The organism is Danxiaibacter flavus, assembly GCF_041060425.1.
GTDB classification, from domain to species: domain Bacteria; phylum Bacteroidota; class Bacteroidia; order Chitinophagales; family Chitinophagaceae; genus Danxiaibacter; species Danxiaibacter flavus.
Genome location: NZ_JAULBC010000002.1, coordinates 1,149,903 through 1,167,866, shown reverse-complemented (window position 1 = coordinate 1,167,866; position 17,964 = coordinate 1,149,903). Strand labels below are relative to the sequence as shown.

Annotated in this window: 14 protein-coding genes; 11 read left to right on the top strand and 3 right to left on the bottom strand. The window is 40.7% G+C overall.

Features of this window, described 5'->3' with window-relative positions; all coding sequences use genetic code 11:
• The first annotated feature begins 32 nt into the window (after positions 1–32).
• From QTN47_RS10275 to apaG, 7 genes are all read left to right on the top strand, one after another.
• The gene (locus QTN47_RS10275) at positions 33–1,211 is read left to right on the top strand and encodes an aldose epimerase family protein (RefSeq protein WP_369329273.1); all 1,179 of its coding nucleotides are present in this window, start codon (positions 33–35) and stop codon (positions 1,209–1,211) included.
• A gap of 144 nt (positions 1,212–1,355) precedes the next feature.
• Positions 1,356–3,683 (top strand): right-handed parallel beta-helix repeat-containing protein, encoded by a 2,328-nt coding sequence (locus tag QTN47_RS10270; RefSeq protein WP_369329272.1) that lies wholly within the window; start codon positions 1,356–1,358, stop codon positions 3,681–3,683.
• Positions 3,684–3,763: 80 nt separating this feature from the next.
• A complete protein-coding gene (locus tag QTN47_RS10265; protein WP_369329271.1) occupies positions 3,764–4,174 on the top strand; it encodes a Dabb family protein in 411 nt (136 codons plus the stop codon).
• Positions 4,175–4,264: 90 nt separating this feature from the next.
• The gene (locus QTN47_RS10260) at positions 4,265–4,852 is read left to right on the top strand and encodes a DUF4136 domain-containing protein (RefSeq protein ID WP_369329270.1); all 588 of its coding nucleotides are present in this window, start codon (positions 4,265–4,267) and stop codon (positions 4,850–4,852) included.
• Between the two features lie 318 nt (positions 4,853–5,170).
• On the top strand, positions 5,171–6,223 hold the full coding sequence (locus tag QTN47_RS10255) for a glycoside hydrolase family 43 protein (protein ID WP_369329269.1): 1,053 nt from the start codon (positions 5,171–5,173) through the stop codon (positions 6,221–6,223).
• Between the two features lie 149 nt (positions 6,224–6,372).
• Positions 6,373–8,034: a sodium/sugar symporter gene (locus tag QTN47_RS10250; RefSeq protein ID WP_369329268.1), complete on the top strand. Its 1,662-nt coding sequence runs from the start codon at positions 6,373–6,375 to the stop codon at positions 8,032–8,034.
• A 212-nt stretch (positions 8,035–8,246) separates the two neighbouring features.
• Positions 8,247–8,633, top strand: coding sequence for a Co2+/Mg2+ efflux facilitator ApaG/CorD (apaG, locus tag QTN47_RS10245; RefSeq protein WP_369329267.1), 387 nt, complete (start codon positions 8,247–8,249; stop codon positions 8,631–8,633).
• A gap of 349 nt (positions 8,634–8,982) precedes the next feature.
• Here apaG and gldB read toward each other — a convergent pair whose 3' ends face one another.
• Positions 8,983–10,044, bottom strand: coding sequence for a gliding motility lipoprotein GldB (gldB, locus tag QTN47_RS10240; protein ID WP_369329266.1), 1,062 nt, complete (start codon positions 10,042–10,044; stop codon positions 8,983–8,985).
• A 192-nt stretch (positions 10,045–10,236) separates the two neighbouring features.
• On the opposite strand from gldB, the gene QTN47_RS10235 reads away from it, so the two are divergent.
• The gene (locus QTN47_RS10235) at positions 10,237–11,919 is read left to right on the top strand and encodes an NAD+ synthase (protein WP_369329265.1); all 1,683 of its coding nucleotides are present in this window, start codon (positions 10,237–10,239) and stop codon (positions 11,917–11,919) included.
• 76 nt (positions 11,920–11,995) lie between these two features.
• Complete coding sequence (locus tag QTN47_RS10230) at positions 11,996–12,196, top strand: hypothetical protein (protein ID WP_369329264.1); 201 nt, start codon at positions 11,996–11,998, stop codon at positions 12,194–12,196.
• 101 nt (positions 12,197–12,297) lie between these two features.
• Here the strand turns inward: QTN47_RS10230 and glgP are convergent, their stop codons facing one another.
• Both glgP and QTN47_RS10220 read right to left on the bottom strand, forming a co-directional pair.
• Positions 12,298–13,950 (bottom strand): alpha-glucan family phosphorylase, encoded by a 1,653-nt coding sequence (glgP, locus tag QTN47_RS10225; RefSeq protein ID WP_369329263.1) that lies wholly within the window; start codon positions 13,948–13,950, stop codon positions 12,298–12,300.
• Between the two features lie 236 nt (positions 13,951–14,186).
• A complete protein-coding gene (locus tag QTN47_RS10220; protein WP_369329262.1) occupies positions 14,187–15,137 on the bottom strand; it encodes a hypothetical protein in 951 nt (316 codons plus the stop codon).
• A gap of 148 nt (positions 15,138–15,285) precedes the next feature.
• On the opposite strand from QTN47_RS10220, the gene QTN47_RS10215 reads away from it, so the two are divergent.
• The gene (locus QTN47_RS10215) at positions 15,286–15,951 is read left to right on the top strand and encodes a metal-dependent transcriptional regulator (RefSeq protein WP_369329261.1); all 666 of its coding nucleotides are present in this window, start codon (positions 15,286–15,288) and stop codon (positions 15,949–15,951) included.
• Between the two features lies 1 nt (position 15,952).
• Positions 15,953–17,824, top strand: a complete 1,872-nt coding sequence (locus tag QTN47_RS10210) for an Nramp family divalent metal transporter (RefSeq protein WP_369329260.1) — start codon at positions 15,953–15,955, stop codon at positions 17,822–17,824.
• Positions 17,825–17,964: the final 140 nt, after the last annotated feature.

The window sequence follows — 17,964 nt, the reverse complement described above, 5'->3', positions numbered from 1 at the left end:
ACTAAATATTCAAAAACCAAATTCGATACATAATGAAAGTTTTACCAGGTACATTGCTTTCAGCCAGTATTATAGTACTGGCAGCATGTAATAACAGCGGTAGTCAACAGAACCAGGAGCCGGCGAAGGATTCTGCAGTGGCAGCAAAGACAACAATACCAGATGCAAAGGATTTTCAAAAGACAATTGATGGCAAAGCCACAAACTTGTATAAGATCAGGAATAACGGTATTGAGATTGCCATAACCAACTATGGAGCAAGGATCGTGTCACTTGTTGTGCCCGACAAAAAAGGTAATCCTACTGATGTAGTTGTTGGACAGGAGAAACTTGAACAATACGAAAATGGAGGAGATACTTATTTCGGCGCAATTGTTGGCCGTTACGGAAACCGTATAGCCAAAGGTAAGTTTAAGCTTGACGGAAAAGAATATACGCTCGCAACAAACAATGGTGCAAATCATCTGCATGGCGGTAAAACAGGTTTTTCACGCAAGGTTTGGGATGCACAACAAGTGAATGATTCAACACTTGCACTTACCTATGTTTCCAGTGACGGGGAAGAAGGATATCCCGGCACACTTACTGCAAAAGTTACATACACCGCGACAGGGAATAAAAGTGTGAAGATTGATTACGAAATATCCACCGATAAAAAGACTGTGGTAAATCTTACCAACCACTCTTATTTTAACCTGAACGGACAGGGAAGCGGAACCATCAATAATCACACCTTGCAGTTAAATGCTGACAACTTTACACCGGTTGATTCTACGCTGATCCCTGTTGGTAAAATTGTTCCTGTTGCAAATACTCCTTTAGACTTCCGCAGGCCAACAACAATCGGTGCCAGGGTAAATGATACTTCAGATATACAGATCAAATACGGTAAGGGCTACGATCACAATTTTGTGCTGAATAAGAATGCAGGTGCGGGCTTAAACAAAGCTGCAGAAGTAATTGGCGACAACAGTGGCATACAGATGGACGTATTTACTTCTGAGCCGGGTGTGCAGTTTTACGGAGGAAACTTTATGCAGGGCACGAATTATATTAAAGGCCAGAAGAAAGATGATTTCAGAACTGCTTTTTGTTTAGAAACCCAACATTTTCCGGATTCTCCAAATCAACCATCATTTCCGACAACGACGTTGGAACCAGGTAAAAAATATACTTCAACTACCGAGTACGTATTTTCTGTCGCTAAGTAGTTTTTCTCAATCTTATAAACGGCGGGCGCATTTGTGTCCGCCTTTTTTTTTATTGCAAATAACCCGATAGTGACGGTAAATTAACATCACTGCAATTGCTTTCTCTTTTGATCATATCTTTCTATGATTAATGTTCATGTTCATATGAAAAAAGGCACTTTATTCCTCTTATGTATTTTTTTAGCCGGCTTACTCGCTGCTCAAAACATTTCATTCTACGTTGCAAAAAATGGAAACGATGCAAATAGCGGCAGCATCGGGAAACCTTTTGCATCGTTGCAAAAAGCTGTAGACGCGTCACGTGGAGTGGTAGGCAAGAAGAAGGTGAATATTTTCATAAGGACAGGTACTTATCACCTGGCCGAGACTATTGTGATTTCAAATGTTTCGTGTGACCTCACAATCAGCGCCTATCAACAGGAAAAGGTAATCTTAAGCGGAGCGAAACTTTTGACTGACTTGCGCTGGATTAAAGATGGCGAGGTATATAAAGCTGTCTTAAAAAATTTGCAGGCAGATCAACTGTTTATCAATAACGTGTTATATCACATGGCACGATATCCGGACTATGATTCTTCTGCAAGGGTTTTCAATGGAACAGCAGCGGATGCTGTATCTCCAGCAAAAGTAAAAAGCTGGAAAAATCCTGCCGGAGGTTATGTACATGCCTTGCATGAAGGCGAATGGGGCGGCTTTCATTACAAGGTTACCGATAAAAATTCCGATACAACACTGGTATTGACCGGAGGTTGGCAAAATAATCGTCCTTCCGCAATGAACAAAAAACACCGGTTTGTGGAAAATATTTTTGAAGAGTTAAATACACCGGGCGAATGGTTTTATAACGACGACACCCTTTATGTTATTCCTTTTCATCATACCGATCTTTCAAAAGCGGTTGTTGAAGGATCTCAGCTGAATAACCTGATTGAGATAAAAGGAGAAGTAAATGCTCCGCAAAAAAATGTGCATATTGAACATCTTGTTTTTACCGGTACAAACAGAACGTTCATGTTAACGAAGGAGCCGCTGTTGCGTAGCGACTGGACAATCTATCGTGGAGGCGCAATATTGTTAAGTGGAACAGAAAACTGCACTGTAACCAATAACATCTTTGAAAAGCTTGGCGGCAATGCTGTTTTTGTTAGCGGTTATAATAAACTAGCCCGCATTGAACACAATTATATACATCACATCGGTGCAAATGCTGTTGCGTTTGCGGGTAATGAGAATGCTGTCCGTTCTCCCAATAATCAGTATAGTCAATTTACACCATTTGCTGAAATGGATAAAACTCCCGGTCCAAAATCCAACGAATTTCCGCAGGAATGTTTTGTTACGGATAATCTGGTGCATGATATAGGTATGATAGAAAAGCAGGTGGCCGGCGTAGAAATAAGTATGTCACGAAAAATTACCGTAGATCATAACACCATTTACAATGCTCCCAGGTCAGGCATTAACATTGGTGACGGTTGTTGGGGAGGGCATTTGATAACCTCCAATGATGTGTTTAATACAGTGCTCGAAACAGGTGATCACGGAGCATTTAATTCATGGGGACGAGACCGCTACTGGAGTGCGGACAGGCATTATATGGATAGTCTTGTTGCAGTTCACCCGGAATTGATCCTGCTAGATGTAACAGAGCCGGTCACGCTGTTCAACAACCGTTTCAGGTGTGATCACGGGTGGGATATAGATCTGGATGATGGCAGCAGCAATTATCATATTTACAACAATATCTGTCTGAATGGAGGTTTAAAATTGAGAGAAGGTTTTTTCAGAACCGTTGAAAATAATATCATTCTGAACAATAGTTTTCACCCGCATGTATGGTTTGCAAACAGTCATGATATATTCAGGCACAATATAGTTTCAACTGCATATGCTCCCATTGGCATGAATAGCTGGGGCGATCAGGTTGACTATAATTTCTTCCTTACGGAAGGCGGATTGACGAAAGCCCGGCAGGACGGAACTGACAAAAACAGTATTTATGTCAGTCCGGAATTTTCAAATGCACCGAATGGAGATTATACCGTAAAATCAAATGAAGCATTGAATAGTGGATTCAAAAATGTCCCGATGAATTTTGGGGTAACAAGCGAATGGCTGAAACAAAAAGCAAAGCCGGCTCCATTACCTGTTTTGGTTGGTCGCGAAGAGAGAAATAAAAACTCCATCGTCAGTTGGCTGGGAGGGAAGATAAAGTCTGTAGAAGGTTTGGGAGAACGATCGGCGTTGGGATTGCCTGATGAAGATGGCGTGCAGGTTATTGAAACCGGCAATGGCGTTCTCGCAGCATCAGGGTTGCAAAAAAGTGATGTAATTCGACAGGCAGGCGATAAACCTGTCAAGAATGTGGCGGATCTCATGGATGCATATCAGCAAAATAACTGGACAGGAAAGTTACAGTTGAACATATGGCGCGATCAACAACTCATTCCTCTCACATTGTTGCTAAAATAGTGGTAGAACTGCTTTTCGATAAATTAATTTGTAAACTGTGAATTTCCCTATTAATTTACGACCAAACTAAAACTATCCGCATGTCAAAATTATCCAGAAGAAATTTTGTAAGCAAAAGCAGCCTCGTTGCAGCGGCTGCATTGGCAACTCCTGCAATGGCGCTCGCAGCGCAGGATGACAAGGATATATTCATCCACCACGTCTATTTTTGGTTGAAGAATCCTGAAAGTGCAGAAGACAAGAAAAAACTGATCGAAGGGTTACAAAAACTATCAACAGTAAAAACAATTCAGAAATTTTATATCGGAAAGCCGGCTGACACCAATCGCGATGTTATTGACAGATCTTATTCCATTTCATGGATGCTGATGTTTAAGAACAAGGCGGACCAGGACAGTTACCAGGTTGATCCTATTCATCTCAATTTTGTCAAAGAGTGTTCTTCTTTGTGGCAGAAAGTCATCGTATACGATTCTGTGAGTGCGGTTTAAGTAAAATCGCGACAAGAATAAATGAACATTTTTTAGTGGCAGCGGTTATTTATACAAGGAATAGTTTATTCCGCAAATAAATATAACCTGATGAAATTCTTTTGCCTTTGCCTGATTATAGCGCTCGCTACCAGTTGTGCTTCTTCTTCAAAAAATGTAAAGACCGAACGGCTTTCTGACGAAAACTTTTCAAAGTACAAAGCGTATGGATATCTGCCTACCACAGATACTGCATTCACGAAAATGCTGAGCCGGAAAAAGTTTACCAATGAGCTGGTGCCGGAAGTGGTAAAGCAATTGGACAAGCGAAAAATGGTATTGGATACGGCTCATCCGGATTGCTATTTTCAGTACACGTTAAAGCTTGGCAGAAAATACGAGGCAACTGATGAAAAGCTGGTTGTGTACAATCCGCAGGTATATGGCAGTCCTTATGATCTGGAGCAAAAAATATACGTCTTCAGCTCAAATAACAGACCGGCAGTGTATGGCGGAAAAATAAACATTGATACCCTGCGCCAGGGTTCACTTGTTATTGATATGATAGATGCAAAAGATAAGAAAGTTGTTTGGCGCTCTTCTGCTGCAGGTGAACTCGAAGAAGCGCAAACACCCACTTTGCAGGAAATGCTGCACAAGCTAATTCCAAAAATGTTTAAGGACTTTCCTAAGAAATAGTTCTTCAATTGAAAATTGATAGTTGAAAATTGACAATGTTGGACTTAGAAAAATAGGATCGTTATTTTCAATTATCAATTTTCAATTCAATGTCATGTGGTGTACACAATCAAAAATAAAATGACAGATAATCGTGGCAAAGGCTCCGTGCACCTCTGTTTCACCTCCGGCTGTTTCTCTGTGTAACAAAAAAATACGCAGGGCACGAAAAAATCTAACTGTAATTTTGTTTTTCGCAATAAAAAAATTGTCAATTATCCATTGTCAATTTTCAATTAATCAAATGCTAACTTAGCGTCTCATCCTAATTACTCCAACGTGAAAAGAATTTCGCTTTTGTTTGCCTGCATGCTTATGCTTGTCGCAAATCTTTGTACTGCACAGTCTGGTTCGGCAAAAAAACAAACTTTTACAAATCCGTTATTGCCATCCGGACCGGATCCCTGGTGTATCTATAAAGATGGATTTTATTATTATACCCATACTACCGGTCACAACATTACTATCTGGAAAACAAAAAGCATTGCGACGCTTTCTACTGCTGAAAATAAAGTAGTATGGACGCCGCCTGCTTCTGGTCCTTATTCCAAAGACATTTGGGCGCCTGAAATTCATTACCTGGAAGGAAAATGGTATGTGTACTTTGCTGCCGACAGCGGTAATAATACGCACCATCGTTTGTGGGTACTGGAATGCGCATCTCAGGATCCGCTCAGTGGTGAATGGAACATGAAAGGGCAACTTGCGACTCCGGACAATAAATGGGCCATCGATGGTTCTGTTTTTTCAATAAACAACAAGCATTATCTTATCTGGTCCGGCTGGGAAGGCGATACCAATGGCCGGCAGAACATATATATCGCAGCAATGAAAAATCCCTGGACGGTGGAAGGAAAAAGAACACTGCTGTCCAAGCCTGACTACGCCTGGGAACGTAACGGCGATCTCAATAATCCCAACGATGTGCCGCATATTGATGTGAATGAAGGTCCTGAGATTTTGCAGCACGGCAACAAGTTGTTCCTGATCTATTCTGCAAGCGCATGCTGGACTGATACTTACGCGCTCGGAATGTTGAGTACAACCATTGATAAGAATTTGCTCGATGCTTCTTCCTGGGTAAAAAGTCCGGAACCTGTTTTTAAGCAATCACTGGTTAACAAAGTGTATGCACCCGGGCACAACTGCTTTTTTGTTTCTCCAAATGGAAAAGAAAACTGGATCTTATACCACGCTAATAGTAAACCGGGACAAGGTTGCAGTGGTCTCCGATCTCCCCGTGCACAAAAGTTTACGTGGAAACAAGATGGAACGCCTGATTTCGGCGTTCCCTTACCCGAGGGGCAACCACTTGAAATTCCGGCTGAGTAAAAAGCAGATACGTTGACATAAATGCCAATACGTTATGTTGTATGTCAACAGTTGTTAGTAATAAAAAAGTATCAATCAATTTTAACGGGGTGAAACAATAATGACTATCTTTTCACGCTCAAAAATGAGAAACACCAAAAGATTGCCAAATGAACGTATTGCATTCTAAAGACTACCTGGTTTTTTTATGTTATTTTTTAATTGTTGCTCTGTATGGATGGTGGATCTATAAGAGAAAAAAACAAGCTCAGTTAAGTTCCAAAGATTATTTTCTGGCAGAAGGATCATTAACATGGTGGGCAATTGGCGCGTCATTAATCGCCTCTAATATTTCTGCTGAGCAATTTATAGGAATGAGCGGTTCGGGCTTCAAGATGGGGCTTGCAATTGCAACTTATGAATGGATGGCGGCTGCAACGTTGGTTATCGTAGCTATCTTCTTTATTCCTGTTTATTTAAAGAACAAGATCTATACCATGCCGCAGTTCCTGAATCAGCGCTACAACTCAACGGTAGCGATGATCATGGCTATATTCTGGCTACTGCTGTATGTGCTGGTAAATCTTACATCTATTCTTTACCTGGGTGCTTTGGCTGTACACAGTATTTCGGGCATCAACATTACTACGTGTATGTTTGCGCTGGCACTTTTTGCGGTTATCATCACATTGGGTGGTATGAAGGTAATTGGTTATACGGATGTAATCCAGGTGTTCTTCCTGATATTGGGCGGTCTTGCAACAACATATCTTGCCCTGAACCTTGTAGCTGATCATTTTGGTGCTAAAGGTGTGATGGGCGGCTTGCACCTGTTGCAGGGTAAAGCCGAAGATCATTTCCATATGATCTTCAAGAAAGATAATCCCAACTATATGGATCTTCCGGGTTTAACCGTGCTTATCGGTGGTATGTGGATCGTTAACCTGAACTATTGGGGATGTAATCAATATATTACGCAACGTGCATTAGGAGCCGATTTGAAGACTGCCCGCGGAGGCTTGCTTTTTGCGGCTTTCCTGAAAATGCTGATGCCACTGATTGTAGTTGTGCCCGGTATAGCTGCATATGTTTTGTACAAAGAGGCCAACTTCCAGACCGATCTTTTGCAAACCAACCCCGACAATGCCTATCCGTTATTATTGAACCTGTTGCCAACCGGCTTAAAAGGACTTGCCTTTGCAGCACTTACAGCAGCAGTTGTTGCATCGCTGGCCGGGAAGGCAAACAGTATTGCAACCATATTTACACTGGATGTATATAAAAAGAGAATTGATCCTGAGGCAGATGAAAAAAAGATGGTGTGGATCGGGCGTGTTACTGTAGTTGTAGCCATGTTCCTTGCCATCATCATATCTCCGTTTATGGGTATTGATAAGAAAGGCGGTTTCCAATACATTCAGGAATATACAGGGTTTGTTTCACCTGGTATTTTTGCGATGTTTATTCTCGGATTTTTCTGGAAGAAGACTACTTCAAATGCGGCATTGTTCGCAACAATAGGCGGATTCCTGTTATCGCTTTTCTTCAAGTTTCTGCCAATGGTTGCAAATCTTGCATTCCTTGCTCCGATAGGCTTTTCCAAAGCAAACGAAAATGGTGTTTACGAAATTCCGTTCCTTGACAGAATGGGCTTTGTATTTGTTATTTGTATCGTTGCTATGTATATCATTAGTGTGAGAGATAACAGGAAAGGTGTTAAACCTAACGGACTGGAAATAGAGAAGAGCATGTTCAAATTAAATCCGGGTTTTGCCGCCGGTGCATTAATTGTCTGCGGTGTGCTCGCTGCGCTTTATACAATTTTCTGGTAGAAGAACGAGAAGTAAAATCGACAAGCTTTAATATAGCAGGCCGGCGTTTCTGCCGGCCTTTTTTATGTGCCATAAATGATTGGCCATATTTCCAGTCAACCCACATTTTCAATTGTCCCTTTTCAATTGTCAATTAACACATCGTGCTTGTCTCCGGTGTTTACCACTTTCTCACATAATTTATTAACTTTACCACAAGCAAGCGATTCAATATGGTATCAAAAATTTCTGAAGGTGTTCAGATTAGCGTTGAAACATTTTATCAGCAGGAATATAGTAACCCGTTGAATAACGAGTTCATGTTTGCTTACCGTATTACTATTGAAAATCACAACAATTTTACGATCAAATTACTAAGCCGTCAGTGGTATATTTTTGATAGTAACGGACAGCAACGTGAGGTAGAAGGAGAGGGTGTTGTCGGACTTCAGCCTGTAATAGAATCACAAAGGCAGTTCCAGTATGTTAGCGGATGCAACCTCCGTACAGAAATGGGCCGCATGTACGGCTATTATATCATGGAAAATCAAAATACCAAAGCCACTTTCAAGGTAAAGATCCCTCCGTTTGAAATGATCGTACCGTTTAAGAATAATTAGCTTTGAGCTATTAGCTATTAGCTTGAAGCAGAGGTTTCACGCGGCGGGCGCGGAGAAGCAGCGGCGCGGCGATTTAAGTCAAAATTCAAAAGTCAAAATTCAAAAAAAAGCCCGCGAAGGTTTCACGCGGCGAGCGCGAAGAAGCGGCGACGCGGCGAATTAAGTCAAAATTCAAAAGCAAAAATTCAAAACTTCAGGTGCGAGAACAAGCTTCGGTTAGTATGCCCCTGAATTTTTCAATCTTTAAATCTTATTCAAATCCCGGTCATAAAATCATCCCGTTAATCCCCTAATCCTTCAAATCCCGGTCCGGACTCTAATCCTGGTCCAGGCAAAATCCCAGTCCTGATCAGGGATTTCTCGGTTTATACTTCGCCTCCTCAAACAATTGCCTTGCTGGTGTTCGCATCAAGGTTTCCAGGGTAGCTTCTTTATTTTTCTGTATCCATGTTTTCACGATCTGCCAGCCGACAAACTGGCCTATGTTTCCGGGCGATGCCTCGCTCAATGCCGGCGTTTTTGGTCCGTCATTTACATAATCTCTTATCTGAAAAGGATCGTTTTGATACAGCAAATTGTTTTGAAGGAAAAAGCTCCAGATAAAAGCTTCATTCTTATAGCAGGCATCCAGTTGCTGTTGTGTATAACCTGTCTTAACTGAATCTGCTGTTTCAGGCAAAAATTGATCGAGCAGGTAAAGGCGTTTACCCTGTTCAATTATCTGATCTATCAATGGTTTGCCGGTAGCGTTATATGGAAACATATCATCAATTATGTTTCTGATACTATTGGCGGCTATGTATAAAGGTTCAAACCTTCTTGACCTGTATTCAGGATAAACATTATTGATGTACTCTGTATGATAGATGGAAAAATCTTTGCCAAGGTATAATTGCAAGCCAACAGCAATACCGCTCCCCGTTAGTACGTTGCCATATCCTTCCAGTGGTCCGACGAACGTAATGATGTTTGCAGGGGGATTGTATTTTGGGAAATAATATTTTATAAACTGTAAACCTCTCTTGATTTCTTCGCCTTCTTTAAACGTTGCAAACCGTTGCTGCACCGAATCATAAATCGGCTTGTAATCGTGAATAAACAATTTTACCTTAGGAATAACGCTATCAGGAAAAGGTGGTATTGCAAGAATATTGTAGAGATAGTCATTTAAAAAAGCTCCGTAGTTCGTTTGCAATGTGTTTAGTGAAGCCTCTACTTTATTGGTATCAATGGAAAAAAAGTCCTTCTCAAAACGGTCAACTTTTACATTAACCTGAACGCCGGAAACATCAGGGATCTTTCTGTTTGAGTTGCAGGCAAACAACCCAAATGCAATTATTGCAATTATATACAAAGTAGTGTATGGCGACCCTGGGCTAAAAGGGTTGTATTTTTTTATTCCTGTTTTCAATTATATCTTTTTACTATCACGCGAAATAACGCAAAAGTTGCCGGATTGTTGTTCAGCATTTGTTAATGACGATTGTTGCTCTCGTATTAAAGTTATTCATACTGAGTGCAACTAACTTCATCATTCAATGCCTTAAATTTGCTATAGCAGCGCTTTAAAGGCATGCGGTAATCACTAGTAAATAATCAGAGAATGAAAATTGTTTTAGCGCAACAGAACTATCATATAGGCAATTTTGAAAGCAATACACAAAAGATTATAAGCGGCATTCAACAAGCAAAAGAGCAAGGCGCTGATCTGGTTGTTTTTAGCGAAATGTGTGTTTGTGGTTATCCCGCCAGGGATTTTGTTGAGTTCAGCGATTTCATTAACAAATGTTATCAAAGTATTGATGAAATAAAACAGCATGCGGATGGTATTGCAGTGCTTGTTGGCGCGCCCGCACGAAACCCTGTACGTGAAGGAAAAGATCTTTTTAACGCCGCATTTTTTCTCCATGAAAAAGAGGTTAAAGCTGAAATACATAAGACTCTTCTTCCTACGTACGATGTGTTTGATGAATACAGGTATTTTGAGCCTGCTTACGAATGGAACGTGATTGAGTATAAAGGAAAAAAACTGGCAGTAACTATTTGCGAAGATATCTGGAACCTTGGCGACGATCCGCTTTATCGTATGTGCCCGATGGATGCATTGATGAAGCAGCAGCCGGATATGATGATCAACTTAAGCGCGTCACCGTTTGATTATACCCATAGCGAGGGCCGTAAAGCCATTATTAAGGCAAATGTTGTAAAATATGGCCTGCCGATGTTTTACTGTAATGCAGTAGGCAGTCAAACGGAAATAGTGTTTGACGGGGCTTCTGTTATTTTTGACAAACACGGAAATATATGTAAGCAGTTACCCATGTTTGAAGAAGCAATCGGTGGAGTTGTTATAACCGAAGATGGATGCATAGTAGACGATATTGTTGAAAAGTGTGAACATATCCCTTCTTCAGATATTATGCCGCAGGTGTTGAACGAGCATCTGCACATTGAATATATTTATGAGGCGCTTGTTACAAGCATTAGGGATTATTTTAAAAAAATGGGTTTTACAAAAGCCATCATTGGATCTTCCGGAGGAATAGACAGCGCAGTAACACTGGCATTGGCCTGTGATGCCCTTGGTAAGGAAAACGTGCGGGCCATATTGATGCCATCTCCTTTTTCTACTGAACACTCTGTAGATGATGCTGTAGAGCTTAGCAAGAATCTCAGCAATCCATACGACATTATCAGGATCAATGATATTTACGAGGCATTTCTCCATACACTAGAACCGGTATTTAACGGGCTGCCATTTTCTCTTGCAGAAGAAAACATGCAAAGCAGAACGCGCGGTAATTTGTTGATGGCAATAGCCAATAAGTTTGGTTACATACTGTTGAACACTTCCAATAAAAGTGAACTTTCAACAGGCTATGGAACCTTGTATGGTGACATGGCCGGTGGTCTTGGCGTATTGGGCGATTGTTACAAATTACAGGTTTATACATTAGCGAGATACATTAACCGTGACAAAGAAATTATTCCGGAAAATATTATTACCAAGCCGCCAAGTGCAGAATTAAGGCCGGGACAAAAAGATAGTGATAGTCTTCCCGATTATGAAATATTAGACAAGATCCTGTATCAATACATCGAAAGGAGACAAGGGCCCGCCGAGATAAAAGAACAGGGATTTGATCCGGCTTTGGTTGACAGAACACTGAAACTCGTTAACACAAATGAATACAAACGGAATCAGTTTTGTCCCATCATCAGAGTTTCACCAAAAGCTTTTGGGGTGGGTAGGAGAGTTCCGATAGTGGGTAAATATTTGTCATAAACCAGAATTATTGTCGCTGAAAACTAGTGGTTTGATTTCCGGCAGCGGTTTTGTTCTTTATTAAGAAAACCGTAATATGAAAAACCACAAATTTGCAACGATTTTCGTCACGCTTTACCTCGTGATTTTTACTGTTCTAACGCAGTTAAATGCTCCTTTATGGCTGATAGGATTGATGTACGTTCTGTCTCCGCTCCTGGTAATATGGATGGTGATAACAGTATTGAAATATGCATCTTATAACGGTAAGCAGCTTGCTGAAGATGAGATACTTTGACGCATTCGGATGTGTGTAACGACATCACTCTGCATAATTAAATAAAGAAGCCAAAGAACATTTATTTTGTAAAGGTTCTTTGGCTTTTATGGAAGGCTTAATTATATGTACAGTAATTCGTAATACTCGTGTGCCATCCTGTTACTGTCAAACTGGAAGCGAACATCGCGCATTCCGTTCTTTACCACCTGGCGCCATGTATCATAATTGTCATAATACAACGGCAATATTTGTTGTTCCAGTATTTCGTACAGTTTGTTCAAATCATAGTCATCCTGTTCCTGTACGGTCATGTTTGCGTAGTCAGCTTGCGGTACAACAAAGCCATTGTGCCCGTTGTTGATGAATTCTGGTATCCATCCGTCGTCAGTTGAGAAGTTGACAGAACCATTCATTGCTGCGGTCATGCCACTGGTGCCACTAGCTTCGCGAGGTACGCGTGGATTGTTCAGCCATATATCCGAAGCTTGTTTTAAGCGTTTGCTCAGCCCCAATTCATAACCTATAAGTACCGCTACATTTTTGTAGTTCTTGCTTATGTGAACCAGGTTGTTAAACTGCGATATTGCAGGATAATCAACAGGATAAGGCTTACCTGCCCAAATAAATTGGATAGGATATTTTTCGTTACTGGTAAGTTTATTAAAACGCTCCAGGGTTTGCGTTAGAAAATCTGCACGTTTGTAGCCTGCAAACCTTCTTGCCCACACGATAGTTAATACGTTCGGATTAAACAGCTTGCCTGTTTGGTCTGCAACAATTTCAAAAGCTCTTTTCTTCAAATATTTTTTTCTGTCATCGAAAGCCCAGTCGTTAGCTTCTTCCATTGCGCGGTACAATTGCTTGTCTGCCCAATAGTTCCAGTTCTGTGCGTTGGTAATAGCAATGATAGGACAGATGCCGTCGTATTTGCCCCACATTTCACGTGAAACGCGGCCGTGCAATTGAGAAACGCCATTTGCCAGTTTCGCAAAGCGCAGTGCAACCAGTGAGTGATTAAACTGATCATCGTAGATGCCTGTAAGTTTCCTTACTTCATCCACACTCATTCCGCAGAAATAACTCATTTTATGGCACAGGTAAATATCGTGCTTTTCATTGCCTGCTTCTTCCGGAGTGTGCGTTGTAAATACAAGATGTTTTCTGAGGGTATCAACACTTTTGAATTTATTCAGCAGGTAGAATGCCGCAGAAATACCGTGCGCTTCATTGAGATGATACAGATCCGGATTGAAATTCAATTCATCAACAAGCTTGGCACCACCAACACCAAGCAGAATAAACTGTGCAACCTTGGTCGCTACGTTTGCATCGTACAGACGGTGTGTAATGGTTTGAGATACATAATCATTCTCCGGCAGATCTGTGCTCAGCAGGAACATCGGAGCACTTTTGAACGTTTCGGGATTGAGATAATATGCTTTTACCCAAACCGGGTGATCATGTATCAATATCTGGAACTTAATTCCGGTATCTTCCAGGAAGCTGTAATATTTTTCCATCCAGGTTACCTGCAGGGTCTGATCCTGGTTGCGTGCCTGATCGTAATATCCATACTTCCACAAAATGCCGATGCCTATAATGTTCTGGCGTAATTCGTAACCGCTGCGCATGTGCGAGCCTGATAAAAAACCCAAACCTCCACTATAAATTTTAAGGGGTTGATGAACGGCGAATTCCATTGAAAAATAAGCCACTTTTTTTGAATAACGATCATCAACTGGGTAGGGTACCTGAAAATTTCTAAAATTCATACACTTTAGGTTTTGTTATAAAAAGGCCTGCACAAAATAACTTACAAAACATATATGCTCAATGACGAAAGTCAGTCTACATCTGCGTTTCATTCATTATTGCCTTGCAGCGCAATTAGTTCTAACTAAAATTTACATATGACAGCATTACACATATTTTTCAAAAAAAACGGCTAACCGTTTTTATAAGATATTGCGATCATGGGTATTAAAATAGTAATAATTCCGTGCCAATACTATTTTTTCTTTTCTTTCTTTTTCTTCTTTTGATATGAATCATCAAAATAGCATCTTATCCCGCGATGGTTTCCACAGCTGCCTTGTTCCTTGAGCTTAACCGAACTGTTGCTAAATGTAAAATCTATAACACAGGGATCACCGCTTTCTTTAAAAATGGCCTTATTTTCACTAACCATTGTTAATTCACCCTTTAGTTCACCGGTGCAGCCTCCATCATTTTTCTCGAAGTGAATAAAGAACTGGTAGCGTTTAGGATCTTTAGTGTCTCTTACAGACATAAAGTTTTTCTTATCTTCAATATAGTCTCCGCTGAATTTATTTTTAGAAGCAAGAGTATCAATCGGATTAATGATCGTGTTCATTTTCTTTGAGTCCTCATTAGACTCATTGATAATCACCATGAATGAAGATGATTCTGCATTAAATGCATATCCCTGTCTCGTATAAAAAAACTGGTTGTCAGGCGTCATTCTTTCCTTGGCGATCACAAATGTCGGCTCCTTATTTATCGATGTGGAATGTCTGTAATTATCATCATACTGGTTGCTCATAAGTTCCTGGGAAGCAACAAATTTTTTGTCTTTATTAAAAAGAAAAACTCCGAGACGGGTCTTTTTATGTTGTGTAAAATTTGCAAGTAAATACAGCTCGTTCTCTTTGTCAATTTTCCCGACAGGATGAATGTTTGTCTTGTTGGTATCCTTTCCTGTAAAAGCTTTTAATGCTGTATCCGGAACAAACTGGTGGAACACCGCATAGCTTATGGTTGTTGTGTCAGACTTACGGGCCAGATTGGTATCTGCGTATTGAACCGGTAAATTAATTGGTGTAAATGCGGAAAAGAAGTCAGTTGCCTTAACCGGCTGGTTTCCGGAAAGTGATTTTTTGCCCTCGCTACAAGATATCAGGAAAACTAAAAATAACAAAAGAAAATTCCATTTGGGCATGGCTGGTTTTTAGGTAAAAGTATGGTTTTCATTTTAAATTTAGCAAATAGGTATATGTAACGTCAATGAGGACACGTTATTTTATTGTTTTTTAATTAGTCGCCGGATTTTTGATTTATTTTTTTAGATTTGTCTAAAATTTTTTTTAATGTCGTCAAATTTAACAACGGCTGAGGAGGATTATTTGAAGGCGGCATACCACCTTCAAAAACCGGAAGGAGCGATCACTACAAATGAGCTGGCGGCCGAGTTGCAAACAAAGGCAGCTTCTGTTACAGATATGCTGAAGCGTTTGAAACAGAAAAAATTGCTGAACTATAAACCTTACTATGGTTTTTCACTTACACCTGAGGGTAAAAAAGTAGCATTGAATATAGTGAGAAGGCACAGGCTGTGGGAATCGTTCCTCGTTGATAAACTTAAGTTCGGCTGGGATGAAGTGCATGAAGTTGCAGAAGAGTTGGAACATGTTTCCAGCAAAAAACTGATCGATAAACTGGACGCTTATCTTGCGTTTCCACGCTTTGATCCTCATGGAGATCCTATTCCCGATAGCAACGGCAGAATACAGGCTCCCCATTATATATGCCTTTGCGACCTTCAGTTGAATAAGCTTTCAGAAGTAACATCCGTAAAGGATCAGTCTTCAGAACTACTCGAACTTCTTAGTCATAAAAACATCGGTTTAGGAACAAGACTTGAAGTAAAAAAGAGATTCAGTTTTGATAACTCAGTAGAAGTTAAAATTAAAAACCATGCAGCCGTTAACCTTTCAAAACAGTTAGCGGAGGTCTTGTTTGTAAAACCTGTTTAATATGTTACCTTCTTATAAAGATGTTTCCTTAAGCGACGTACATGAGTCGGTTGACACAACTGTAAAACGTAAGGGTTTCAGACGTTTTCTCGCATATGTTGGTCCGGCTTACCTGGTAAGCGTTGGCTATATGGATCCGGGAAACTGGGCCACAGATCTTCAGGGAGGAGCAAGATTCGGTTACAGCCTTATATGGGTATTGTTGATGAGTAACCTGATGGCTTTGTTACTGCAAAGCCTGAGTGCCCGGTTAGGTATTGTTAGAAGAAAAGATCTTGCGCAAGCAAACAGGGAAGTGTATCCCCCAATGGTCAATTTTTGTCTTTATATACTGGCTGAGCTAGCCATTGCGGCCACTGATCTGGCAGAAGTGCTTGGTATGGCCATAGGGATACATCTGTTAACAGGCATTCCCATTTTATGGGGCGTATTAATAACTGTGCTGGATACATTTATTCTACTGATATTACAGCGATACGGGATCCGGAAAATGGAAGCCTTTATTATTGCGCTCGTAGCAGTCATAGGTCTTTCGTTCCTGATACAACTGGTGATGGCAAAACCAGATTTGGGCGAGGTTGCAAAAGGTTTTGTTCCTTCTGCATTGAATAAACAATCACTCTATATCGCTGTCGGCATAATAGGTGCCACCGTTATGCCACACAATCTTTATCTGCACTCGGCACTGGTTCAAACCCGCAAAATAAGAAACACGCATGCAGGCATAACAAGAGCGCTCAGATACAATTTTGCAGATAGTGCCATCGCGTTAAATGCCGCATTCCTGGTGAACGCAGGAATACTCATTCTTGCCGCATCAGTTTTTTATACATCTGGAAATACAGGTGTTGCGCGTATTGAAGATGCGCATAAAATGTTAGAGCCAATGTTGGGAAATACATGGGCACCAATTTTGTTTGCAGTTGCGTTGATAGCAGCAGGACAAAGCTCCACCGTAACCGGAACATTGGCTGGACAGATTGTAATGGAAGGTTATTTAAGGCTGCGTATAAATCCATGGATCAGAAGATTGCTTACACGGCTTATTGCTATCATTCCCGCAGTGCTTGTCATTGTTATTTATGGTGATGATAAATTGGATGACCTTCTTGTGCTTAGCCAGGTTGTATTAAGTTTACAGTTAGGATTTGCAATAATTCCATTGATCCATTTTGTTAGCGATAAACAGGATATGGGGCATTTTGCCATCAAGCTTCCGGTAAAAATATTGGCCTGGCTTGTTGCCGGTGTGCTGGTATTTCTGAATGCGAGATTGGTTATTGATGAGATGTTGCAAGTGTTTGAAGAAGGCGGACATATTGGATTGAAAATTATTCTGGCAGTTGCGATAGTTCTTTTTGGCTGGCTGTTTCTTGCCATGACCTTTCTGCCCCTACGAAGAAGGAGGGAACGAAAGAATGTATATATGCACAAAGAAACGCCGTTGCTGCAAAACCTTTCAGTTACACCTTTGATGCATATTGCTATTGCGCTTGATTTTTCTGGCAAAGATGAAAACGTAATTGCACAGGCATTGCGGCAGGGTAATCATGCCGCAACATATATTTTGATTCATATTGTAGAGACTGTTACTGCCAGTTATTCCGGTGATTCAGCCGATGATAACGAAACGCGTAAGGACGAACAACATCTTGCCTCATTTGCGGCTCAGTTAACTGCACTTGGGTATACTGTTGAGACTGCACTTGGTTATCGCAATCGTGTTTCAGAAATAGTAAGGATTGTACAGGAAAGAAAAGCTGATATGCTTGTCATGGGATCTCACAGGCATACGGGATTGAAGGATATTATTTACGGCGAAACCGCCAACCAGGTGAGACATAAACTTATGATACCGGTGTTGATTGTTTAGTTTTTTTCAATGGACAATTGAAAGTTGAAAATTGACAATGGTTGTGTAAAATATTAAACAGGCCTGGGGGTAATAATTGGAGAATGTCGCCATCTTTCTTAACGGAATAAATCAATCTGATTTGTTATTGGTATGCTCGC

Coding starts and splice junctions, on each gene's coding strand:
- QTN47_RS10250 (WP_369329268.1), top strand. CDS start 6,373: ATGAACGTATTGCATTCTAAAGACTACCTGGTTTTTTTATGTTATTTT.
- QTN47_RS10265 (WP_369329271.1), top strand. CDS start 3,764: ATGTCAAAATTATCCAGAAGAAATTTTGTAAGCAAAAGCAGCCTCGTT.
- QTN47_RS10215 (WP_369329261.1), top strand. CDS start 15,286: ATGTCGTCAAATTTAACAACGGCTGAGGAGGATTATTTGAAGGCGGCA.
- QTN47_RS10260 (WP_369329270.1), top strand. CDS start 4,265: ATGAAATTCTTTTGCCTTTGCCTGATTATAGCGCTCGCTACCAGTTGT.
- glgP (WP_369329263.1), bottom strand. CDS start 13,950: ATGAATTTTAGAAATTTTCAGGTACCCTACCCAGTTGATGATCGTTAT.
- QTN47_RS10275 (WP_369329273.1), top strand. CDS start 33: ATGAAAGTTTTACCAGGTACATTGCTTTCAGCCAGTATTATAGTACTG.
- QTN47_RS10235 (WP_369329265.1), top strand. CDS start 10,237: ATGAAAATTGTTTTAGCGCAACAGAACTATCATATAGGCAATTTTGAA.
- QTN47_RS10230 (WP_369329264.1), top strand. CDS start 11,996: ATGAAAAACCACAAATTTGCAACGATTTTCGTCACGCTTTACCTCGTG.
- QTN47_RS10270 (WP_369329272.1), top strand. CDS start 1,356: ATGAAAAAAGGCACTTTATTCCTCTTATGTATTTTTTTAGCCGGCTTA.
- QTN47_RS10220 (WP_369329262.1), bottom strand. CDS start 15,137: ATGCCCAAATGGAATTTTCTTTTGTTATTTTTAGTTTTCCTGATATCT.
- QTN47_RS10210 (WP_369329260.1), top strand. CDS start 15,953: ATGTTACCTTCTTATAAAGATGTTTCCTTAAGCGACGTACATGAGTCG.
- apaG (WP_369329267.1), top strand. CDS start 8,247: ATGGTATCAAAAATTTCTGAAGGTGTTCAGATTAGCGTTGAAACATTT.